Raw genomic sequence first — 21,722 nt, forward strand, 5'->3', positions numbered from 1 at the left:
ACTCACACCCACGTCCGGGGACGGAAACGGTTGGCCCGCTCCACCAGTTCGATCCTCTCCTCGCCCCGCCGGGCCAGCCGCGCAAGGACGCGGAACGAACGCTCGAGGCCGAACCGCAGTCCCCGCTCGTCCAGTTGGCTGCCCAGCAGCGAGGCGTGCCCGGGGGCCGACCCCGGGCTACCCGACAGTACCCAGTCCAGGGCGGACCCGAGAACCTCGGTGGTCAGGTGTTCGTGCCGGACCGCGTCCAGACCGAACTGCCGCAGCGCCTCCACCTGATCGGCCGCCGCGGCCAGATCGGCGGCCAGCGGCTCCTGCGGGGAGCGCCCGCGCAGCCGGGCGCGGACCGCCGCGACCCGCGCCGCGGTGTAGTGGATCGAGGACTCCGGCACGGACTCCAGGGTCCGCACCGCCCCGTCCCGGTCCCCACTGGCCAGCTGGACCCGGGCCAGCCCGAAGGCCGCGCTGACGAAGCCCGGATCGGTCAGCCACACCAGCCGGTAGTACTCGGCGGCGTTGTCCAACTGGCCCAGGACCTCCGCGCACAGCCCCAGCGCCAGCTTCGGCGCGGGCTCCCCGGGGAAGGCGTCGTACATCGCGTCGAAGGAGAGGGCCGCGGTCTCGTCGTCGCGGACGGCCAGCGAGGCGATGCCGCGCGCCCACACCACCCGCCAGTCGTCCGGGTGCCGCTCCTCCAGCTCGGCCAGCAGCGCACCGGCCCGGGGGGCCTCGCCCAGCTCCAGCCGGGCCCGCAGCTCGCGCAGCCGCAGCTCCACCGAGTCGGCCGGGGCCGCCGCCAGGGCGCCCAGCAGCTCCGCGGCACCGGAGGCCATCAGACCGGCGAGGAAACCGGCGTTCGGGTCCGCGGCGTCCACCAGCGGCACCGGCAGGGCCAGCGCGTGCCGGGCGGTGGCCGGTGCGGCCAGTCCGGGCGCCGGTGGCGCTGCGGGGGCCGGTACCGGGACCGGCGGCGCCGCGGCCGGCTCGCCCCGGCGCGCCGGGGGCACGACGGCGGCCGGCGACCCCACGGCGTGCGTGGCGGTGGTGCCGAGCGGCGAGAGCGCCCCGGCGCCGGGGGGCGGGCCGAAACCACCCGGGTCCGGCACCGGCGGCTGCGGGGCAGGAAGGGCCGCCGGGGCCGCGCCGCCGGCGGGCGCCGCCTGGTGCGCCCCGCGCGCGGTGCCGCGGCCCAGGCCCAGTCCCCAGCCGCGGCCGGGCGAGCGCCGGCCGAGCAGGGAGACCTCGGCCGCCCGCTCCGCGAACAGCTCGGTGTCCGGCACCCGCAGCTCCGGCCCGAAGAGGGTGGACAGGTGCGGCCGGGGCCGCCCGGTCTGCAGCGCCACCACCTCGCGCAGCACGCCCGTCAGCTGCTCGGCCATCTCCTGGGCGGAGGCGAACCGCCGCCCGGGGTCCGGGTCGGTGGCCCGGACCAGCAGCCGGTAGAAGGACTCGTAGCGGCGGAAGACCTCGATGTGCTCGGGGTCGGGCAGGGAGTCCACGAAGACGTTCGTGTAGCCCTGGAAGTCGAAGGTCAGCACCGCCAGGGTGCGCGCGACGGTGTAGAGGTCCGAGGCCACCGAGGGGCCCAGCTCGGCCACCTCCGGCGCCTGGTAGCCGACCGTGCCGTAGATCGCGGACTCGTCGTCGTCCATCCGCCGGACCGCGCCCATGTCGATGAGCTTGAGCTGGTCCTGCTGCTGGATGGCGTTGTCGACCTTGAAGTCGCAGTAGAGGAGGTTGCGGCTGTGCAGGTGGCCCAGGGCCTCCAGCGCCTCGATGCCGTAGGCGCAGGCCTGTTCCACCGGCAGCGGGTCCCGCCGGCCGTCCGGCCGGCGGCGTTCGTTGGCGATCTCCTTGAGCGACTTGCCGCCGACGTACTCCATGACGATGTAGCCGTCCAGGGAGCCGGTGCGCTGGTCGAGGTGTTCGACGAAGTTGTAGATGCGGACGATGTTGGCGTGCTCGATCTCCGCGAGGAAGCGGCGCTCGCTGATCGCCGCGGCCATGGCGTCCTGGTCGCCGGTGTCCAGCAGGCCCTTGAGCACCACCCACCGGTCCGAGACGGCCCGGTCCACCGCCAGGTAGACCCAGCCCAGCCCGCCGTGCGCCAGGCAGCCGGCCACCTCGTACTGGCCGTGCACCACGTCCCCGGCGCGCAGCTTGGGCACGAAGGAGTACGGGTGCCCGCACTTGGTGCAGAAGCCCTCGGTGCGCCCGGGCCGGTCACCGCGCGAACGGCCCACCGGGGCCCCGCAGTCCGAGCGCGAGCAGAATCGCTTCCGCTCGGGTACCTCGGGGTTCTCCAGCACCGCCGCGGACGGGTCCGGACGCGGTACTTCCGGTACGGTCACCAGCCCCGCGCCCAGCCGGCCCCGGGCGCTGCCGGAGGCGGCCGAACCGGAACTGCGCACCGACACCGAGCGGCCGGCCGCCGTGCCGGCGCCGGACAGGGCGCGCGAGAGCCGCCCGGAGACCGAGCGCCGGGAGCTCGCGGACCGGGAGGAGCGCGAGGAGGAGCGGGAGGACGAGCGGCCGGAGGCGCGCGAGGAGCTGGCCGAGGAGGCGGACCGCCCCGATCCGCCGCGGGCCGCCCCGGTCATCCCGGTCGGCAGCGACTCCAGCTCCCCGGCCCCGGCGGGGGCGCCGCCGGCCGTGCCGGTACCCGTACCGGGCCCCGGCACCCGCGCCACCGGGGCCAGCCCGCAGGTGTCGCAGTACAGCTCGCCGCCGCCCATGTCCTCGTACGCCCCGGTGCACCCCGGGCGCCGGCAGGGGCTGCCGGCGGCCGCGGCCCCGGCCGCCCCGGAGACGGTTCCGACCTCGCTCATGCGCCATCCTCCGGCTCGTACTGCCGCGGTACCAGCACCTCGGCGGCGGCGTGCTGGTAGCGCAGCACCGCCTGCTCGGCGGCCCGCAGGTCGCAGGGCGCGCTCCACAGCATCCGGCGGGCCGCGTCGTACCGCTCGATCAACAGCGGGTCCTCGGCCATGCCGTGCCGCGTCACCTTCGCCTTGTACGCGTCCAGCCGGCCGCGCAGCTCCGCCCGGACCGCCAGCGGTGCGGTCACCGCGGTCAGCGAGTCCCGGGCGCGTTCCAGTTCGTCCTCCGCCCGCCGCTCCAGCGACTCCAGGAGCGGTGAGAGCCGGTGCCACTGGGCGTGCCGGCGGTACTCGGCGGCGGTGGCCAGCTCCTCCTGGAGCGCGGTCGGCGGCCCGCTGACCGCCGGCACCTCGGAGGCGGCGATCTTGGCCAGCACCTCGCCGCGGGCGTTCCTGGCCTCGGCCAGGGTCCGGTCGGCGCGCGAGAGCAGGTCCCGCAGCCCGACCAGCCGCCGCTCGGCGTCCTGCCGGACCAGCAGCACCGCCTCGATCTCCCGGCGGACGTCCTCCAGCGCGCGGGCCGCCCGGTCGTAGCGCCCGGTGTCCGGCCGCCCGCCGCCCGGGGCGGAGCTGCCCGGGGAGGGCTGCCAGAAGGCCAGCGGGTCGGCGATCACCTCGGCCCGCAGCGCGGTCAGTTCGGCGGTGATCGACTCCAGGTCGTCGCCGGACGGGTGCTCGCCCGGCCGCACGCCCACCGAGTGGGCCAGCGACCGGGTGCGCAGCAGCTCGGCCGAGAGCAGGTCGATCCGGGCCGGCAGCGCCGACCAGACCGCGTCCGCTGCCACCACCGCGTCCAGCGAGGCGGCGTAGAGCTCGTTCATCCGGGTCACCAGCCCGGCCAGGCTGTACCGCTCGGCCAGTTCCGGGCCGCCCGAACCGGAGCCCGGCAGGGTGACGCTGCGGCCGCGCAGCCGCTCGGTCAGCTCCACCAGGTCCTCGCGGGAGGGCCAGCGGCGCCGGGCCCGCACCTCGCGGACCGCCTCCAGCGCCGCGGCGTAGGCGTCGAAGTACGACCACAGGAGGGTGATCGCCGCATCCGCCTCGGCCCACCGCTGCTTGGTGTGCCCGGCCAGCTCGGCGCCCTCCAGCAGCCGGCGCCCCGCGTGGTCCTGGAGCGCCAGCAGCGAGGTCTCGACCGCCTCGTGCTCGGCGGCCAGCCGGGCCAGCGCGCGGTCGGCCTCGTCCCGGTCCATCACCGGGGCCGCGGGCCCGTCGCCGGAGCCGGGGAAGGAACCCGTGCCGCCCATCGATGCCCTCTCTCGCCGTTCCAGTGCCCCATGCCGTGTCCGCATGGATTGAGCGGTGCCCCGCCGGTGCGGGGCCCATGCCGCGATCAGTCGCGGTACTCGGGCGCCGGGGGCGCCGTGATGCCGGGGAGGTCGGCCGCCAGCCACTTACGGTAGGCCGTCATCCAGGGGCTGTTCGCCCCGCCCCGGCGGTAGTCCTCGAGGACTTTGTTGACCCTCCGTACCAGATCCTCCGCGCCCTTGTTCATCGCCACACCGTAGAACTCCTGGGCGAACGGCTGTCCCACCAGCCGCACCGAGGGGTCCTGCGCGGCCAGGCCGGCGGCGAGGGCGTTGTCGGTGACCATGCCGTCCACCTCGCCCAGTTGGAGCCGCACCAGGCAGTCCAGCTGGTTCGGCACGGTCGTGGAGATGTCCGCGCCGAAGGACTTCGCCTTCAGCTGCGTCTCGGCCGTGGAGCCGCTGGCCGAGCAGATCCGGCGGCCCTTGAGCGAGGCGTCGTACCCGGTGATGGGGGAGTTCTTGGGCGCCAGCACCTGCGGGCCGGTCTCGAAGTACGCGGTGGAGAAGGCCACGTCCTCCAACCGCTTGCAGTTGACGGTCATGGTGCGCACCACCACGTCGACCCGGCCGGCCTTGAGGGCGGGGATCCGCTCGCTGGTGGGGATCGCGCGGTAGATGACGGCGTTCTCGTCGCCCAGGATGTCCTTGGCGATCGCCTTCACCAGGTCGATGTCGAAGCCCTCGAGCTGCCCGCTGGCCGGATTGCGGTAGCCCCACCGGTAGCTGTTCTGGTCCACGCCCGCGACCAGCTTCCCGGCGGCCTTGATCCGCGCGACCGCGGGCCCGTCGACCGCGGCCGGGGTCAGGCTCGCCTCCGGGTCCCGGCAGGTGTCGGCCGGGACGGTGGCGGGGGCGCTCTGCACGACCCGCCCGGTCCCGGTCCGCCCGGCGCCGTCCTCGTGCCGGGCCAGCGGCAGCAGCGCCACCGCGGCCGTCACCGCGCAGGCCAGGGCCATCCCGGTCACCCCGCCCCAGCCGCGCAGCCGCCGCAGCCGGCGGGGCCGCTCCCCGTCGCCCGCCGGCATCCGTCCCCCGCCCATCCGCATCACCTGTACTCCGAAAGCCTGCGCCCGATGCCCAGCAGGGCCCCGGCCGCGCCCAGCGCGGCCAGCGCGCCCGCGCCGGCCACCAGCCCGCCGAAGGCGTCCAGACCGCCCTGCGCGGCCCGGGTGAACTGCCGCTGCTCGTGGGCCAGGGCGGCCTCCAGCGCGGCGTCGACCGTGTCGAAGCAGGCGCCGGAGCTCTTGGCGTAGGCGACCGAGGTCCCGCCGATGACCTGGTCCAGGGCGCCCTGGTAGTCGCCGGTGAGGTCCACCGAGCGGGCGGCGGCGTGCCGCTTGCGCCACTCGCGGGCGCCGGCCATCGCGCGGTCCACCGGGGCGGTGCCGGGCGCGTCGTCGGCCAGCTTCAGCGCCGCGGCCAGCCGGGCGTCCAGGCGGGCCATGGCGCCGCCGAAGTCGACGTCGTACTTGTCGGACTTCTTGTCCGCGGCCAGCACGGCGCCGCGGGAGACCAGGGTCAGGTTCTCGTTGGCCCGGGCCTGCAGCGAGCTGATCCGGGCGTCGTTGAGCACCTTCAGGGACTCCTGGCCGTGTTCCCGGGACTCCAGCAGGTCGCTGCGGGCCACCGCGTGGCCCGCGGTCAGCCAGAGCAGGACCACCGCCGAGGCGGCCGTGGCGGCCAGCAGGCCGTGGTTGAAGACCCGGTGGGTGCGCAGGTAGGTGCGCCGCTGCATCCAGCCCAGCGCCGCCAGCGCGGCCAGCCCGGCGGCCAGCGCCGCCAGCGGCCAGGACCCGGCCGCGGCGTAGTCGTCGTAGAGGTGCCGGGTCTCCTCCTCGTACAGCTTCTGGGCGGCCGGCAGGAGCTGGGTGCTCATGCGGTCGTTGGCGTAGCGCAGGTAGGCGCCGCCCAGCGGCAGGCCCTGCCGGTTGTTGGCGCGGGCCTGCTCGATCAGGCCGGTGTAGCCCGGCAGGCCCTCGTTGAGCAGGGAGATCTGGCGCGCCGACTCGGGGGAGTCGCCGGCGTTGGCCGCCGCCTTGACCAGCAGCCGCGAGGCGTTCGCGATGTCCTTCTCGTACCGCTCGCGGACCTCGCGGGTCTCGCCGCTGCCCGCCAGGAAGCCGCTGGAGGAGGCGGTGTCGGCGTCCGCCAGCGAGCGGTAGATGCTCGCCGCGTCCGCGCTCAGCGGCTGGCTACGGCCCACCACGTCCTGCGCGGCGGCGGAGCGGTCGGTGATCTGCCAGGCCGTCACGACCCCGAAGAGCACCACCAGCGCGGCCAGCACGGCCCCGATGATCCGCAGCCGTCCGGGCTCCGTGACCGCCGCGGCGCGCAGCCGCGCCACGCCCTCGGCCCAGGCCGTGCCACGGCGCGGCGGCGGGGCCGCCGGGCCCGGCCCGTCCGGCCGCACGGTCGTTGCGTTCGTCACCTGACCTCCCCCTCGGGGGGAAGTATGGCCTCCGTGGCCGACAAGCACAGCATCAATGACTGGATCTTGTCCGGACCACCGCGCCCTGCTCCCCACCCCGGCAGACGCGTTCGTCCGTCCCCCGGTTCCACTCTCCCCGGAGCGGACCGTGCGCGCCCCCCGTTCAGCCGAAGTGGGCCCGCAGCTTCTCGTACGCGGGCCGGCCGGCGGCCACCGCGTCCAGCCCCAGCAGGCCGGCGCCGAGGACGGGGGCGGCGCCGATCACCGTGATCCGGGCCCGCGGGGCCCGCTCCGCGAGCCGCTGCGCGATCCGGTCGTGCAGCAGCGGGTGGCGGGCCGCCAGCACGCTGCCGCCGAGCACCACGGGCACCTCGGCACCCAGCAGGCCCAGGCGGTCCAGCGCCACCGAGGCCATCGCGACCACCTCGTCGGCCTGCCGGTCCACCAGCGAGCGGGCGGTCGGGTCGCCCCCGGCGGCCACCTCGAAGAGGACCGGGACCAGCTCGTGGAGCCGGCCGCGCGGGATGCCGCCCAGGTGCAGCGCCCCGATCAGCCGCTCCATGGAGTCCAGCCCGAAGTGCCGGGGCAGCGCGGCGGCCAGCTCGGTGGGCCCGCCCCGGCCGTCCGCGGCCCGGGCCGCGTGCCACATGGCCTCCTCGGCCAGCCCGCCGCCACCGCCCCAGTCGCCCGAGAGCACGCCGATCGCCGGGAAGCGGGCGGTCCGCCCGTCCGGGGTCATGCCCACGCAGTTGATGCCCGCCCCGCAGACCACGGCCACCCCGCAGGGCTCAGCCCCGGCCGGCAGCCCGGCCCGCAGCAGCGCGAAGGTGTCGTTGCGGACCTCGGTGGTGCGGGCCCAGCCGCGCCGGCCGATCTCCGCGGCCAGCTCCCGCTCCTCCTCGGGGAAGTCGGCGTTGGCCAGACAGGCCGAGACGTGGCCGGCCAGCGGGGACCGGCCGGTGGTGGCCAGCCCCGCCGCGGCCAGCGCCGCCGCGATCACGTCCACCGCGGCGGCGGTGCCGGCCCGGGACGGCTGGAAGCCGCCGGCCCGGCCGGTGCGGCTGACCGACCCGTCCGGGGCGATCAGCGCCACGTCCGTCTTGCTGTTGCCCGCGTCCACCGCGAGCACCGAACCGCTCACGCCCATGGCAGGTGCTCCTTGTTGTGCGCCAGCAGCCGGTCGGTGAGCCCGGCCGCCTGCTCGTACTGTCCGATCAGCGGGTGCGCGAGCAGGGCCTTGAAGACCCGGTCCCGGCCGCCGCGCAGCGCCGCGTCCAGGGCCAGGTCCTCGTACGCGCTGACGTTCGCCACCAGTCCCGCGAACAGCGGGTCCAGCGCCGGCACCGGCAGCGGGACCGGGCCGGTGGCGCCGATCCGGGCCGGCACCTCGATCACCGCGTCGTCGGCGAGGAAGGGCAGGGTGCCGTTGTTCAGGGTGTTGACCACCTGCACCGGACTGCCGCCGCCGGCCAGCAGCCCGGCGGCCAGGTCCACCGCCGCCTCCGAGTAGAAGGCGCCGCCCCGCTTGGCCAGCAGCTCCGGCTTCTCGTCCAGCGCCGGATCCGCGTACAGCGCCAGCAGCTCCCGCTCCATCGCGGCCACTTCGGCGGCCCGGGAAGGCTTGGTGGACAGCTCCCGGACGACCTCGTCGTGCTGGTAGAAGTACCGCAGGTAGTACGAGGGCACCACGCCCAGCTCGTCCAGCACCGCCCGCGGCAGCCGCAGGTCCGCCGCCACCGCCTCGCCGTGCTCGGCCAGCAGCCGCGGCAGCAGGTCCTCGCCCGCCGGGCCGCCCCGGCGCACCCCGAGCTCCCAGGTCAGGTGGTTGAGCCCGACGTGGTCCAGGTGCAGCTCGGCCGGGGCGAGGCCGAGCAGCGCGGCGAACTTCCGCTGCAGGCCGATGGCGACGTTGCACAGCCCGACGGCCTTGTGGCCGGCGGCCAGCAGCGCCCGGGTGACGATGCCCACCGGGTTGGTGAAGTCGATGATCCAGGCGTCCGGGTTGGTCCGGCGGACCCGCTCGGCGATGTCCAGCACCACCGGGACGGTGCGCAGCGCCTTGGCCAGCCCGCCGGCGCCGGTGGTCTCCTGCCCGATGCAGCCGCACTCCAGCGGCCAGCTCTCGTCCTTCTGGCGGGCCGCCTGCCCGCCCACCCGCAGCTGGAGCAGCACGGCGTCGGCGCCGGCCACGCCCGCGTCGAGGTCGGCGGTGGTGGTGATGCGCCCCGGGTGGCCCTGCCGGGCGAAGATCCGCCGGGCCAGGGCGCCCACCAGCTCCAGCCGCTCGGCGGCCGGGTCCACCAGGACCAGCTCGGTGATGGGCAGGGAATCGCGCAGCCGGGCGAACCCGTCGATCAGTTCGGGGGTGTAGGTGGACCCGCCACCCACGACGGTCAGCTTCATGCCTGTCTAACCCTTCACTCCGGTGAGCGTGACGCCCTCGACGAACGCCTTCTGGGCGAAGAAGAAGAGGACGATCACGGGGGCCATGACCAGCACGGTCGCGGCCATGGTCAGGTTCCAGTTGGTGTGGTGCGCGCCCTTGAAGGACTCCAGGCCGTAACTGAGCGTCCAGGCGGCCGGGTTCTCCGAGGCGTAGATCTGGGGGCCGAAGTAGTCGTTCCAGGCGCAGAAGAACTGGAACAGCGCCACCGCGGCGATGCCCGGCTTCGCCATGGGCAGGACGATCCGCAGCAGGGTGCGGATCTCCCCGCAGCCGTCCACCCGCGCCGAGTCCAGGTACTCGTCCGGGATGGTCAGCAGGAACTGGCGCAGCAGGAAGATCGAGAAGGCGTCGCCGAAGGCCATCGGGACGATCAGCGGCCACAGGGTGCCGGAGAGCCCCAACTGCTTGGCCCAGAAGAGGTACATCGGAATCACGACGACCTGCGGGGGCAGCATCATCATCGCGATGACCAGCATCAGCGCCGTGTTGCGCAGCCGGAAGCGGAACTTGGCCAGCGCGTAGGCCACCGGGATCGAGGAGATCAGGGTCAGCGCGGTGCCCACCCCGGCGTACAGCAGGGTGTTGCGCCACCAGGTCAGGAAGCCGGGGGTGTGCCAGACCTTCGCGTAGTTCGCCCACTCCCAGGTGTGCGGCCACAGGTCGCGGGTGAGCGCCTGCCGGTCGCTCATCACCGAGGTCAGGAAGAGGAAGACGAACGGCAGGACGAAGAACAGCGCCGCGGCGACCGCGAGGGAGTGCACGGCCACCCAGTGGAGCACGGCGCGGCGGCGGGCGCCGCGCACCGCCGCGGCGTGGCGCCCGTCGGCGGCCGGGGCGGCGGGCCGGGGCGGGGAGAGCAGCTGGGACACGGGTCAGTCACCTGCCTGGATCAGGCCGCCGCGGCGGCGCATCAGCACCGCCGTGCAGGCCATGGCGAGGGCGAACAGCACCAGGGCCACGACACAGGCCGAGCCGTAGTCGAAGCGCTGGAAGCCGAGGTTGTAGACGATCTGGGGGAGGGTCAGGGTGGACTTGTCGGGGTAGCCCGGCTCGAACTGCTGGCCGGAGCCGCCGATCACACCGGCCGCCACCTTCCCGGCCACCAGCGGCTGCGTGTAGAACTGCAGCGCCGAGATCACTCCGGTGACCACCGCGAACATCACGATGGGCGAGATGTTCGGCAGGGTGATGTGCCGGAAGCGCTGCCAGGCGCCGGCGCCGTCCAGCTGGGCCGCCTCGTACTGCTCCTTGGGCACGTCCAGCAGGGCGGCCATGAAGAGCACCATCAGGTCGCCCACCCCCCAGATCGCGAGCAGGGTGAGCGCGGGCTTGGACCAGCCGGCGTCGTTGAACCAGCCCGGGGTGGGCAGTCCGGCCGACTCCAGCAGCGAGTTGACCGGCCCGGTGCCCGGGTTGAGCAGGAAGACGAAGCCCAGCGTGGCCGCCACCGGCGGGGCTAGGTAGGGCAGGTAGAAGAGGGTCCGGAAGATCCCGGTGCCCGTCTTGATCTTCGTGACCAGCATGCCGACGCCCAGCCCGAAGACCACCCGGCAGGCCACCATCACCACCACCAGCCACAGCGTGTTGCGCATCGCGGGCCAGAAGAGCGGGTACTCGGTGAAGACGTAGCTCCAGTTCGCCGTGCCGTTGGGCACCGGCGGCCGGAAGCCGTCGTACTTGGTGAAGGAGAAGTAGACGGTGGAGACCAGCGGGTAGCCGAAGAAGAGCCCGAAGCCGACCAGCCAGGGGGACATGAAGGCGGCGGTGCGCAGCGCGGCGCGCCGGTGCCGGGAGCGCAGCGTGGGTCCCGCCGCGGCGGCGCCGGGCGCCGGGGTGGAGGCGGCCACCGTGCTCACTCCGCCTTCGCGATGTCGGTGTCGATCTGGGCGTCGAGCTGCTTGAGGCCGGCCGGCACGTCGCTCACCGCGCCCTTCTCCATGCGGTAGGCGAAGTCCTGGAGGGTGAGCTGGTAGGTGCCGCCGTCGGCCTGCGCGGGGGTGGTGGTGGACTTGGCGTTCGAGGCGATGTCGAGGAAGGTCTTGAAGTTCTCGTCGACCTTCAGCTGCGGGGAGCGCAGCGCCGCCAGCGTGGAGGGGACGTTGTGGATGGCGTTGGCGAAGGCCACCACCGCGTCGGTGTCGGTGGTCATGTACTTCACCAGCTCCCAGGCGGCGTTCTGCTTGGCGCTGGTGGACGCCACGCCGATGACCGTGCCGGACAGGTAGCCCTTGCCGTAGTCGCCGATCCGGTCGTCGGGCACCGGCAGCGGGGCGGTGCCGATGGCGAACTTCACGCCCGCCTCGCGGGCCATCGAGGGCCGCCACTCGCCGTCTATCTGCATGGCCACCAGGCCCTTGTGGAAGGGGTGCTCGGCGCTCCACTCGTCACCGAAGCCGGCCCGGAACTTCTCCAGCCGCTGGTAGCCGCCGAGCTGGCCGACCAGGTCCTTCTGGTAGGTCAGGGCCGCGGCGAAGCCCGGGTCCCGGGAGATGTTCGCCTTGCCCTGGGCGTCGAAGTAGCGGGGGCTCCACTGCGCGGCCAGCCGCATCGGCGTGGTCTCGTAGCCGTGCCAGGTGGGCATCACGCCCAGCTGCTCGTACGAGTCGCCCTTCTGCTTGGTCAGCCGCTTGGCGACGGCGGTGAACTCGCTCCAGGTCTTGGGCGGGCCGCTGATGCCGGCGGCCTTGAAGGCGTCCTTGTTGTAGACCAGCCCGTAGGCGTCGCTCAGCAGCGGCAGGGTGCACTGGTTGCCGCGGTACTGGGTGTACTCCAGCAGGGGCCGCGGGAAGACCGCCGTCTTGTCCACCTTCGACTTGGCGAGGAAGGGGTTGAGGTCCACGAAGGCCCCGGAGGCGCAGAACTTCCCGACGCTGTCGGTGGTGAAGGAGGACACCACGTCCGGGGCCTTGTCGCCGCCGGCCCGCAGCGACTGGTTGATCTTGTCGTCGGTCATGTTGCCGGTGACCTTGACGTGGATGTTGGGGTGCGCCTTCTCGAACCGGGCGATGTTCTCCCCGATCGCCTTCACCTCGGCGGGGGCGCTCCAGCCGTGCCAGAAGTTGATCGTGACGTCCTTCGTCGGATCGTCCTGGGCGGTCGCGGAGGGCTGGCCGGTACAGGCGGCGGTGAGGGCCGCTAGCGCGGCGGCGGTGGCGACGGCTGCGGTCAGACGGCGGGTCCTGGGCATGACGGGCTCCCTCGGGGGCGGGACGGGGCGGTGTCTTCCGTGGTGCGGTGGTGCCTTCTGCGGTACGGGTGGTGCGGTGGTGCGGTACGGGTCGCGCAGGGTGCGGGTACGCGGTGCGGCCGGCCGGGGGTGCGGCGGCCGGTGGTTCAGCGGCTGGTGTCGAAGACCTCTTCGCGGGTGGCGGCCAGGGCGCTCTCCAGCGCGCCGCTCAGGACCGGGTGCTCGTGGACCGTGCCGGTGACCAGCCGGGGCCGGGCGGCGGCCAGGTCGGCCAGCTCCGCCTCCACCAGTGCGCGCAGCGGCTCGCCGCCGGCGGTCAGCGCCGCCCCGGAGAGCACCACGACCTCGGGGTCCAGCACGGCGACCACCGAGGCCAGACCGGTGGCCAGGGCGGTGGCGTAGCGGCCCAGCAGCTCCCGGTACGGTCCGCGGGTCGCGCCCGCGGCTTCCCGGAGCAGCGCCAGCGCGGGTCCGAGGTGCGGGTCGGCGCCCGGTGCGGCCGGCGGCGGGTCGGGGACGCCCAGCTCCCGGGCCAGCCCGGGCAGGGCCTGGGTACCGGCCAGTTCCTGGTAGCCGCCGGAACCGAGCCGGGCCACCCGGCGCACCAGCGGGGTACCGGGCACCGGCAGGAAGCCGACCTCGCCGGCGCCGCCGGTCCAGCCCCGGTGCAGCCGGCCGCCCAGCACCAGTGCGGCGCCCAGGCCCTCCTGGTTCCACAGCAGGACGAAGTCGGCGTGGCCGCGGGCGGCGCCCAGGCGCTGCTCGGCGACGGCGACCAGGTTGACGTCGTTCTCGTACTCCACCGGCATCGGCAGGGCCGCGGCCAGTTCGTCGAGCAGGTCGGGGGAGTGCCAGCCGGGCAGGTGGCCGGCGTAGCGCAGCCGCCCGGTGTGCGGGTCGAAGGCGCCGGGGGTGCCGATGACCAGGCGGTGCACGTCGGAGCGGGCCAGCCCGGCGGCTCCGAGCGCCCCGTCCAGGGCGGCGCCGACCCGCTCGACGGCGCCGCCGCCCCGGCCCGCGGGCAGCTCGTACGCGCCGGTCCGGGCGCCGGTCAGGTCCGCGACGGCGGCCAGGATGCGCTCGGGGGTCACGTCCAGCGCCGCCACGTGCGCGGCGCCCGCGTTCAGGGCGTACAGCTGGGCGCTGGGGCCCGGTCGGCCGCCGTCGGTACCGGTGACCACGACCAGTCCCGCGTCCTCCAGCCGGGCCAGCAGCTGGGAGGCGGTGGGCTTGGACAGGCCGGTGAGCCGGCCGATCCGGGTGCGGGAGAGCGGCCCGTGCGCCAGCAGCAGCTCCAGGGCGGCGCGGTCGTTCATGGCGCGCAGCACGCGGGGGGTCCCGGGCGTCGTACCGGCCATCGTGCCCCCTTTCCGCTGACTGTTAGGAAACTTTCCTAACGGCTGCGGTGCAACCTACGCGGCAGCTCACGGGCGCGTCAACGGTCCGCGGGGAGGGGAAATCGGCCGGGCCCGGACACGACGGCGCCCCCGGGCGGCCGAGGGCCGCGCCGGGGGCGCCGGGGGAGGTCCGCCTACGCGGCGGACGGCTTGCGTGACCAGCCGGTCACTTGGTGAGCCGTACCGGGGAGCCGGCGCCGGGCACCGGGCCCGGCAGCGGTATCGGGGCGGTCGCCAGGGACTGCGGCGAGGCCGGGTTGGCCAGCGCCGAGGGCGGGGCCACCGCGGCCGACGGGTCGGCCGGGGCCTCCTCCTCCACGGCGACGACCCCGCCGACGATCCGGATGCCCGCGTCGTCGAAGGCCTGCTTGATCCGCCAGCGCAGCTCCCGCTCCACCGCGAACTGCTGGCCCGGCATCGTCTTCGCCGACACCTTGACGGTCATCGAGGCGAGCAGGACCTCGTCCAGGCCCAGCACCTCGATCGGGCCCCACAGCCGCTCGTCCCACGGGGACTCCTTGGCCATCTCCTCGGCCACCCCGGTGATCACCCGGCGGATCTTCGCCAGGTCCTCCTGCGGCTTGACCTGGACGTCCACGCCCGCGGTGGCCCAGCCCTGGCTCAGGTTCCCGATCCGCTTGACCTCGCCGTTGCGCACGTACCAGATCTCGCCGTTGTCGCCGCGCAGCTTGGTGACGCGCAGGCCGACCTCGATCACCTCGCCGGAGGCCACCCCCGCGTCGATCTTGTCGCCCACGCCGTACTGGTCCTCGAGGATCATGAAGACGCCGGAGAGGAAGTCGGTGACCAGGTTCCTGGCACCGAAACCGATGGCCACACCGGCCACACCGGCACTGGCCAGCAGCGGGCCCAGGTTGATCTCCAGGGCGCCCAGCACCATCAGCCCGGCCGTGCCGAGGATCACGAACGAGGCCACCGAGCGGAGCACCGAGCCGATCGCCTCGGAGCGCTGGCGCCGCCGCTCGGCGTTGACCAGCAGACCGCCGAGCGCGGTGCCCTCGACGGCCTCCGCGCTGCGGTTCATGCGGTTGATGAGCTTGGTGATCCCCTTGCGGACCACCGAGCGGAGCACCCCCGCGATCACCAGGATCAGCAGGATCTTCAGGCCCGTGTTGAGCCAGTCGGCCCAGTTCTCCTCCACGTAGCCGGCGGCGTTCGTCGCGGACTCGTGGGCCTCTTGGAGCGTGGTCGGCGAATCGGGGGCCGCCAGGGCCAGCAGGGGAGCGGGCCAGGACACGACAGAACCTCCAGGTCTAGCGGTCTGCCCGGATAAGGGGTGGTCGGGCAGACCCTCCACACTAACGGGGCAATCGGGCGGAACCGTTGCCTTGTTCGAGGGAGAGACCAGACTCACCTGGGGATGACTCCGGTGTGGTTGAAAACACCTCCGACCCGTTACGGGCGCGTGGTGGCGCTTCCACCAGCCGTAAGGGGAGACTGAAGAGCAGATCGTCCCGGCGCGAGCCACGCGCCGCCGGCGTACAAGGAGGCAGTCCGTGCCGCACGTCCTGGTCCTCAACGCGTCGTACGAGCCGCTCGGCGTCGTACCGCTCCGCCGCGCGCTCGTCCTCGTCCTGGAGAACAAGGCCATCTGCCTCGAGGAATCCGGCGCCTTCCTGCACAGCGCGACCAGAGCGGTCCCCGCGCCCAGCGTGGTCCGGCTCAAGCGTTTCGTACGGGTCCCCTACCGGGGGCCCGTTCCGCTCACCCGGCGTGCGCTGTTCGCGCGGGACGGCGGCCGCTGCATGTACTGCGGCGGGGTGGCCACCAGCGTCGACCACGTGATCCCCAAGAGCCGCGGGGGGCAGCACGTCTGGGACAACGTCGTCGCCGCCTGCCGGCGGTGCAACCACACCAAGGCCGACCGGCACCTGGTGGACCTCGGCTGGCGCCTGCGCCACCAGCCGGTCCCGCCCTCGGGCCTGGCCTGGCGCATCATCGGCACCGGCCACCGGGACCCCCGCTGGATGCCCTACCTCCAGCCGTACGGCGCGGAGGACGCCCTCACCCGCACGGCCGCGTCCTGACCTACGCGGTGGCCCCTCAGGGGGCCACCGCGTAGGCGGAGGCGGAGTAGAGGGAGCAGCCGTAGTCGGTGGCGCGGGTGTCGCAGACGACGCGGACGTAGCGGACGGCGGGCTCGTCCATGCGGACGGACTCCCGGCCCCCCGAGGACGCGGCCACCGTCGCCGCCGTCCGCCAGGACGACCCGTCCGTGGAGACCTGCACCCGGTACGAGGACGGGTGCGCGTCCTGCCAGTGCAGCGAGACCCGTCCCACCCGCGTCGGCGAAGCCAGCTCCGCCTGCCACCACTCCCCGTCCGCCGCCGGTGAGGACCACCGGGTCGTCGGGGACGCGTCGGTGGCCGCGGCGGCCGGGAAGCCGGGGGTCTCGTCCCCCGAGGACGTGGCCGGCCGCCCGGCCAGCAGGTCCGGGCCGCCGGTCCGGGGGAAGGCCCGCACGGTGAGCGTGCGCTGCTCGCCCCCGAAGGAGACCGGCACGTCGTAGGCGCCGGCCGGGGTGCCCGCCGGCACCACGACCTCCACCGGCACCGACACCTTCGAGCCCCACGGCACCGTCGTCGGCCCCGGCACCCGCACCTGGATCCCGTGCGGGGCCCGTGCGGTCAGCGCGCCGCGTACCGCGCCCGGCCGCAGCGCCGACAGCTCGGCCGACAGCCGCTGCGGCGCGCCGCCGATCTCCGCGTCGGCCCGGCCGCCGCCGGCCAGCTCGAAGCCGGCCGCGGGCTCGTCGGCGTACCAGGGCACGACCGTGTGCAGCGCGGGCGCCGCCCCCGCCCACACGACCCGGACCGCGTCGGCCCGCAGCCCCGCGGCCGGGGCCTGGGTCCAGCCGGTGGGGGAGAGCTCGCCGACCTTGCGCCAGCCCTCGCCCGGCACGTGCGCCTCCACGGCCGCGGCCCGGCCGCCGGTCACGGCGGTGCCGTTGCCGGTCGCGCCGGATGCCGGCTCGGCCATCACCGTGACCGCCTCGACCGGCCGCACCCCGCCCAGCGGCACCGTGTACGACTGCGCGTCCCGGGCCACCGGACCGGCCGGCCGGCGGTCCGCGCCGGTCCAGGCGTCGGCCTCGGCGGCCGCCTTGGCCAGGAACTGCCCCAGGACGCCCTTGCCGACCGTCACCGGCTCGGCGTCGATCTCCTTGCGGGCCTTCGCCAGCGCCAGCGAGTCCCGCCAGGCGGCCGCCCCGTCGCCGTGGCCCTGGGCCCGCAGCAGGTCCAGCGCCCGTTCGCCGGCCGCCCCGTACCGCGCCAACTGGTCGATCCAGGGGCCGGCCTCCTCGCCGAGCCCGCCGTCGGCCGGACCGGCCAGCCGCTCCCGGGCCTCGCGCATCACGGTGAAGGCGGCCCGCAGCCGGTCCGAGACGCGGTCCTGGGCCGCCCGGTCCGCCCCGGCCCGGGCCGCCCAGAACTCCGCCAGCAGCGGCCGCAGGTACGCCGACTCGTCCGCGCCCAGCACCGAGGAGGCGGTGTTCCCGGCCAGCGCGCCCAGCGCCTCGCGGGCCCGGGCGTCGCCGCCCGCCAGTTCGTCCAGCGCCGCCGACCAGGACTCGGCCGGCTGGTAGCCGCGCGGGTTCCAGGCGAAGTCGGCGGCCGTGAAGAGCGGGATGCGGGAGACCGCCGCCTGCTGCATGGCGTTGGAGAGCAGGCCCGCCGAGCCGCCCGCCACCGCCGGGTCCCGGCCGGTGGCGGGGCCGAGGAAGAGCCGGCCGGGCGCGTAGTCGTTGACCGGGTAGTTGTCCATGGTGACCAGCGGGTGCCCGAAGACCTCCCGGGCCGAGGTCAGCTCCCCGCCGGTGATGGTCCGGGGCACCACGCCGATGCCCGTCCAGGCCACCTCGATCCGCGGGTCCAGCGCCTGGGCCAGCGCCGTGCGGTAGCGGGTGGCGCCGTCCTGGTAGTACTCCGTCGGCATCAGCGACAGCGGCGCGGAGCCGGGGTGGCGGCGGGCCAGCTCGCGGGCGACCGCACCCGCCAGCTCCGCGTGGGCCTCGGCCGCGGCCTCGGGGCCCGAGCCGTACCGGTCCCGGTCGGCCCCGCACCACTCGGTGTAGCTGACGTCCTGGAACTGCAGCTGGAAGGCGCGCACGCCCAGCGCCCACATCGACTCCAGCTTGGCCAGCAGGGCCTTGCGGTGGCCGGCCGAGGACAGGCACATCGTCTGGCCCGGGGCGACCGCCCAGCCCAGCGTGACGTGGTTGGCCGCGGCCCGGGCGGCCAGCGCCCGGAAGTCCTCCTGCTGGGCGGCCGGGTACGGCTCGCGCCAGCGGGCCGTGCGGAAGGGGTCGTCGCCCGGTGCGTACAGGTAGCGGTTCTGCTTGGTGCGGCCCATGAAGTCGAGGTGGGCCAGTCGCTGTTCCCGGGTCCAGGGCTCCCCGTAGAAGCCCTCGGTGGTGCCGCGGACGGCGGCGGACGGCCAGTCCCGCACCACGACCCCCGGCAGCGCGGGCGCCCCGGCGGCCAGTTGACGCAGCGTCTGCGCGGCGTGGAAGAGGCCGTCGGGGCCGGTGCCGACCAGGGCGACGGTGTCGCGGCCGGACTCCTTGCCGACCGCCAGCCGGTAGCCCCCGGACGGCAGGTCCCCGGCCTCGGTGGCGCCCAGCGCGCGCAGCGCCCGCTCGGCGTCCGTGCCCTGGACCCGTACGACGGTGCCGTGCGCGGGCAGCGCGGCGTTCGGCCCGACCTCGCTCAAGGTCCGCACGCCGGCCGCTCGCAGGACGGTCCGGACCAGCTCGAGGGCGTACGGATCGGCCCCGGGCGGCGCGACCAGCACCGCGTCGGCGCCCAGCCGGACGCCGGGACCCGCGGGGGTCGCCGACTGCGGGCGGGGCCAGACGGCGGGCAGTCCGTCCCGGGGCGAGGGCACCCGGACCGTGCGACTGTCCGCCGACCCGGGCTGACCCGGGATCAGGGTGGCCTGGGAGGGCGAGTTCTGACCGGCCGTCGGATCCGCCGGGACCCGGCCCCGGGGCTGGTCACCGGGGTGGTCGGCCGGAGTGCCGGCGGGCGGCCCGGGCGTCGGGGCGGCGACCGCCCCGGGGGTGGCCAGGAGACCGCCGACCACGGCGATGGCGACGGCTGTGGCGCGCTTGCTGCCCCGGATCGGCACGCAGGCCCTCCTCGTGTCGAGTCGTCCCCCCGCTCGTACGAATGAGCCCGAGCCCACCACCCGTACGGCTCGGGTGTCAACGCCCGTGGCCGTTGTGACCGTTATGCCCCGAGATCCTTTCGGGTTCGCCGCGCTGGACTGCAGGAATGCGCGGTCATGGGGTGGGTAGGGCTGCATTGTTCTGATACGGCCCGGGCGTCCGGGACCGCTCCGACCGAGGAGGACGTCCATGTCCGCGGGCACCCGCTCCAAACAGGACCCGGCGGCCGCCGCCGCCCCGTTCCCCCATCTGCCGCGGCAGTCCCAGCTGCCGCCCCTGACGAGCGAACCGCCGCTCGCCGCCGCCGCACCACTCACCAGCGAGCCGCCGCTCGCGGACGAAGCCCCTCTGACGAGCGAGCCGACCGCCCTGGGCGCGGCCTCCGATTCGGGGCCGACAGGGGTCTGACATGAGCCTTGCCCGGCTCGCCGCCCTGCACGGGGTCGCCACCTCCTACGCGCCCTCCCAGGACGTCACCGTCCCGGTCGGGGACGCCACGGTCATCGCGGTGCTCGCCGCCCTGGGCGTGGACGCCGCCACCCCCGGGGCGGTGGACGCCGCGCTCGGAGCGGCCGAAGCGGCCGCGGCCGGGCGCCTGTTGCCCGGCACGCTGGTGCACTGGCTGGGCGGCCCGCCGCCGGCCGGGCTGACCGGCCTGCCGCCCGGCAGCCGCCTCACCGTGGACCGGGAGGACGGCGGGCAGGACGCCTGGCGGTCGGCGGACGCCGCGGCCGGGCTCGCGCAACTGCCCCCGGGCGTGCACCGGCTGACGGCCGTGACCCCGGACGGCCGGACCGCCCGGGCGCACCTGATCGCGGCCCCCGACCGGGCGCCCGGCGTGCCCGGCCGGGCGTGCGGCCTGCTGGTGCAGGTCTACTCGCTGCTCTCCCGGCGCTCCTGGGGCATGGGCGACCTGGGGGACCTCGCCGAACTGGCCGGCTGGGCCGGGCGGGTGCACGGCGCCGGCTTCGTCCAGGTCAACCCGCTGCACACGGCCGTGCCCGGGACGCCCACCGACCCGTCCCCCTACCGGCCCTCCTCGCGGCGCTTCCCCGACCCGGTCCACCTGCGCATCGAGGACGTCCCGGAGTACGCCTACGCCGGCCCCGGGCGCCGGGCCGCCCTGGACGCGCTCGCGCTCCGGGCCGCCGCGCTGCGCGAGGAGGTCCTGGCCAAGGGCGCCCTGATCGACCGGGACGCCGTCTGGGCCCTCAAGAAGGCGGCCCTGGAGCTGTTGTACGAGGTCCCGCGCGGGCCCGGCCGGGACGCCGGCTACCGGGCCTTCCTGGAGGACCAGGGGCGGGCGCTGACCGACCACGCCCGCTGGTGCGCGCTGGCCGAGGAGCGGGGCGCGGACCCGGCCGGGTGGCCGGCCCAGGCCCCGCCGGAGCGGGTGGAGTTCCACCGCTGGCTGGCCTGGCTGACGGACACCCAGCTCGCCGCCGCCCAGCGGGCCGCCCGGGAGGCCGGGATGCCGCTGGGGCTGGTGCACGACCTCGCGGTGGGCGTGCACCCGGAGGGAGCGGACGTCTGGGCACAGCCCGGGGCCTTCGCCGCCGGGATGTCGGTGGGCGCCCCGCCCGACGCCTTCAACGCCCGCGGCCAGGACTGGGGCCTGCCGCCCTGGCGGCCCGACGCGCTGGCCGCCGCCGGGTACGCCCCCTACCGGGACCTGCTGCGCGGCCTGCTGCGCCATGCCGGGGCGCTGCGCATCGACCACGTGATGGGCCTGTTCCGGCTCTGGTGGGTGCCCGCGGGCCGGCCGCCGACCGAGGGCACGTACGTGGCGTACGACGCCGAGGCGATGCTGGCCGTGCTGGTGCTGGAGGCGCACCGGGCGGGGGCCGCGGTGATCGGCGAGGACCTGGGCACGGTCGAGCCGGCCGTCCGGCGCGCGCTGGCCCGGCGGGGCGTGCTGGGCACCTCCGTGCTGTGGTTCGAGCGGGACTGGGACGGGGACGGTCTGCCGCTGGCCCCGGAGCGCTGGCGGGCCGACTGCCTGGCCACCGCCACCACCCACGACCTGCCCCCGTCCGCCGCCCGGCTCGGCGGGGAGCACGTCGAACTGCGGCACCGGCTGGGTCTGCTGACCCGGCCGGTGGCCGAGGAGCGCGCGGCGGACGCCGTGGAGACCGCCGAGTGGCTGGCGGTGCTGGAGGGGCTGGGGCTGGACGTGAAGGGCGAGGAGGCCGCCGTCCGGGCGCTCTACGCCTTCCTGCTGCGCACCCCGGCCCGGCTGGTCGGGGTGTGGCTGCCCGACGGGGTGGGGGACCGCCGCCCGCAGAACCTCCCCGGCACCTGGGACCAGTACCCCAACTGGCGGCTGCCGGTGGCCGGCCCCGACGGCCGGGCGCTCTCCCTGGAGGAGCTGACCGCATCGCCCCGGCTGAACGCCCTGATGAGAGCCCTGCGGCCGGGGCCGGAGCCCCGTACGGCACCCCCGGGCGCGCAGTCCGATCAGTAGTTGGATACTTTTGCACCGTGGACAAGAAGAACGCTCTGCGCGCCGGTGCCATCGCAGCCGGGTCGACGCTGATGATGCTGCTCATGACATCTCCCGCGCTCGCGCTCACCCGCGACGACGGTGACGACCCCGGCAAGGGGCTCAGCGTGGCCGAGACCCTCGGCCTCTTCGTTGGTGCGCCCATCGGCCTCTTCCTGCTGATCGCCGGCCTGGTGACGATCGGCGACAAGTCCCGCAAGCAGGCCAAGGCCTAACAGGCCCGAGCCCGCCCGACAGCTCCGCCGGGGCGTCCCGGTCCGTACGCAGGTAGTACGGACCGGGACGTCCCGTTTTCGTTTTCAGGGGCGGGGCGGGGCGGGGCGGGGTGTAGGGCGGGGCGGGGCGGTCGGGATGGGCGGGTCCCCGCGTCAAGCGGCGCTC

16 protein-coding genes are annotated in these 21,722 nt (G+C 75.3%); 4 read left to right on the top strand and 12 right to left on the bottom strand.

Features of this window, described 5'->3' with window-relative positions:
- Positions 1 to 2 precede the first annotated feature (2 nt).
- The 11 genes from AB0O40_RS05545 to AB0O40_RS05595 all read right to left on the bottom strand — a co-directional run bounded on the left by AB0O40_RS05545 (position 3) and on the right by AB0O40_RS05595 (position 14,905).
- Positions 3 to 2,828, bottom strand: coding sequence for a tetratricopeptide repeat protein (locus AB0O40_RS05545; protein ID WP_365035910.1), 2,826 nt, complete (start codon positions 2,826 to 2,828; stop codon positions 3 to 5).
- Positions 2,825 to 4,072 carry a hypothetical protein gene (locus AB0O40_RS05550; RefSeq protein ID WP_365035955.1) on the bottom strand — a complete coding sequence of 416 codons (1,248 nt, stop codon included), beginning with the start codon at positions 4,070 to 4,072 and terminating at the stop codon, positions 2,825 to 2,827. Before AB0O40_RS05550 ends, AB0O40_RS05545 begins: the two co-directional genes overlap by 4 nt.
- A gap of 140 nt (positions 4,073 to 4,212) precedes the next feature.
- Positions 4,213 to 5,229, bottom strand: coding sequence for a glutamate ABC transporter substrate-binding protein (locus tag AB0O40_RS05555; protein WP_365035912.1), 1,017 nt, complete (start codon positions 5,227 to 5,229; stop codon positions 4,213 to 4,215).
- Positions 5,230 to 5,234: 5 nt separating this feature from the next.
- Entirely contained in the window at positions 5,235 to 6,533 is a 1,299-nt protein-coding gene (locus AB0O40_RS05560; RefSeq protein WP_365035957.1) for a hypothetical protein, read from the bottom strand.
- A gap of 247 nt (positions 6,534 to 6,780) precedes the next feature.
- A complete protein-coding gene (locus tag AB0O40_RS05565) occupies positions 6,781 to 7,764 on the bottom strand; it encodes a BadF/BadG/BcrA/BcrD ATPase family protein (RefSeq protein ID WP_365035914.1) in 984 nt (327 codons plus the stop codon).
- Positions 7,755 to 9,020 carry a 6-phospho-beta-glucosidase gene (locus tag AB0O40_RS05570; RefSeq protein ID WP_365035916.1) on the bottom strand — a complete coding sequence of 422 codons (1,266 nt, stop codon included), beginning with the start codon at positions 9,018 to 9,020 and terminating at the stop codon, positions 7,755 to 7,757. Before AB0O40_RS05570 ends, AB0O40_RS05565 begins: the two co-directional genes overlap by 10 nt.
- Positions 9,021 to 9,026: 6 nt before the next feature.
- Entirely contained in the window at positions 9,027 to 9,923 is an 897-nt protein-coding gene (locus AB0O40_RS05575; protein WP_365035960.1) for a carbohydrate ABC transporter permease, read from the bottom strand.
- A gap of 12 nt (positions 9,924 to 9,935) precedes the next feature.
- Positions 9,936 to 10,817: a sugar ABC transporter permease gene (locus AB0O40_RS05580; RefSeq protein WP_365035962.1), complete on the bottom strand. Its 882-nt coding sequence runs from the start codon at positions 10,815 to 10,817 to the stop codon at positions 9,936 to 9,938.
- A 98-nt stretch (positions 10,818 to 10,915) separates the two neighbouring features.
- Entirely contained in the window at positions 10,916 to 12,250 is a 1,335-nt protein-coding gene (locus AB0O40_RS05585) for an ABC transporter substrate-binding protein (protein WP_365035919.1), read from the bottom strand.
- Positions 12,251 to 12,396: 146 nt separating this feature from the next.
- Positions 12,397 to 13,608 (bottom strand): ROK family transcriptional regulator, encoded by a 1,212-nt coding sequence (locus AB0O40_RS05590; RefSeq protein ID WP_365035921.1) that lies wholly within the window; start codon positions 13,606 to 13,608, stop codon positions 12,397 to 12,399.
- Positions 13,609 to 13,813: 205 nt separating this feature from the next.
- Entirely contained in the window at positions 13,814 to 14,905 is a 1,092-nt protein-coding gene (locus AB0O40_RS05595; protein ID WP_365035924.1) for a mechanosensitive ion channel domain-containing protein, read from the bottom strand.
- Positions 14,906 to 15,164: 259 nt separating this feature from the next.
- Here AB0O40_RS05595 and AB0O40_RS05600 point away from each other — a divergent pair, with 259 nt between their 5' ends.
- On the top strand, positions 15,165 to 15,695 hold the full coding sequence (locus AB0O40_RS05600) for an HNH endonuclease (RefSeq protein ID WP_365035927.1): 531 nt from the start codon (positions 15,165 to 15,167) through the stop codon (positions 15,693 to 15,695).
- 16 nt (positions 15,696 to 15,711) lie between these two features.
- Here AB0O40_RS05600 and AB0O40_RS05605 read toward each other — a convergent pair whose 3' ends face one another.
- Positions 15,712 to 18,798, bottom strand: a complete 3,087-nt coding sequence (locus AB0O40_RS05605) for a beta-N-acetylglucosaminidase domain-containing protein (protein WP_365035929.1) — start codon at positions 18,796 to 18,798, stop codon at positions 15,712 to 15,714.
- A gap of 229 nt (positions 18,799 to 19,027) precedes the next feature.
- Between AB0O40_RS05605 and AB0O40_RS05610 the strand changes: the two genes are divergently transcribed.
- From AB0O40_RS05610 to AB0O40_RS05620, 3 genes are read left to right on the top strand one after another with little or no spacing between them, the layout of a single operon-like run.
- Positions 19,028 to 19,246 carry a hypothetical protein gene (locus AB0O40_RS05610; protein WP_365035931.1) on the top strand — a complete coding sequence of 73 codons (219 nt, stop codon included), beginning with the start codon at positions 19,028 to 19,030 and terminating at the stop codon, positions 19,244 to 19,246.
- A gap of 1 nt (position 19,247) precedes the next feature.
- Entirely contained in the window at positions 19,248 to 21,302 is a 2,055-nt protein-coding gene (gene malQ / locus AB0O40_RS05615; protein ID WP_365035934.1) for a 4-alpha-glucanotransferase, read from the top strand.
- A 17-nt stretch (positions 21,303 to 21,319) separates the two neighbouring features.
- Positions 21,320 to 21,556 carry a hypothetical protein gene (locus AB0O40_RS05620; protein ID WP_365035936.1) on the top strand — a complete coding sequence of 79 codons (237 nt, stop codon included), beginning with the start codon at positions 21,320 to 21,322 and terminating at the stop codon, positions 21,554 to 21,556.
- Positions 21,557 to 21,722 lie beyond the last annotated feature (166 nt).

This window comes from Streptomyces sp. NPDC089919, assembly GCF_040684615.1.
Lineage (GTDB): Bacteria > Actinomycetota > Actinomycetes > Streptomycetales > Streptomycetaceae > Streptomyces.

What these genes read in the sequence shown, in the direction of transcription:
- AB0O40_RS05545 (WP_365035910.1), bottom strand. Translation starts at nt 2,828, where the DNA reads ATGAGCGAGGTCGGAACCGTCTCCGGGGCGGCCGGGGCCGCGGCCGCC.
- AB0O40_RS05550 (WP_365035955.1), bottom strand. Translation starts at nt 4,072, where the DNA reads ATGGACCGGGACGAGGCCGACCGCGCGCTGGCCCGGCTGGCCGCCGAG.
- AB0O40_RS05555 (WP_365035912.1), bottom strand. Translation starts at nt 5,229, where the DNA reads ATGGGCGGGGGACGGATGCCGGCGGGCGACGGGGAGCGGCCCCGCCGG.
- AB0O40_RS05565 (WP_365035914.1), bottom strand. Translation starts at nt 7,764, where the DNA reads ATGGGCGTGAGCGGTTCGGTGCTCGCGGTGGACGCGGGCAACAGCAAG.
- AB0O40_RS05570 (WP_365035916.1), bottom strand. Translation starts at nt 9,020, where the DNA reads ATGAAGCTGACCGTCGTGGGTGGCGGGTCCACCTACACCCCCGAACTG.
- AB0O40_RS05580 (WP_365035962.1), bottom strand. Translation starts at nt 10,817, where the DNA reads ATGTCCCCCTGGCTGGTCGGCTTCGGGCTCTTCTTCGGCTACCCGCTG.
- AB0O40_RS05585 (WP_365035919.1), bottom strand. Translation starts at nt 12,250, where the DNA reads ATGCCCAGGACCCGCCGTCTGACCGCAGCCGTCGCCACCGCCGCCGCG.
- AB0O40_RS05590 (WP_365035921.1), bottom strand. Translation starts at nt 13,608, where the DNA reads ATGGCCGGTACGACGCCCGGGACCCCCCGCGTGCTGCGCGCCATGAAC.
- AB0O40_RS05610 (WP_365035931.1), top strand. Translation starts at nt 19,028, where the DNA reads ATGTCCGCGGGCACCCGCTCCAAACAGGACCCGGCGGCCGCCGCCGCC.
- malQ (WP_365035934.1), top strand. Translation starts at nt 19,248, where the DNA reads ATGAGCCTTGCCCGGCTCGCCGCCCTGCACGGGGTCGCCACCTCCTAC.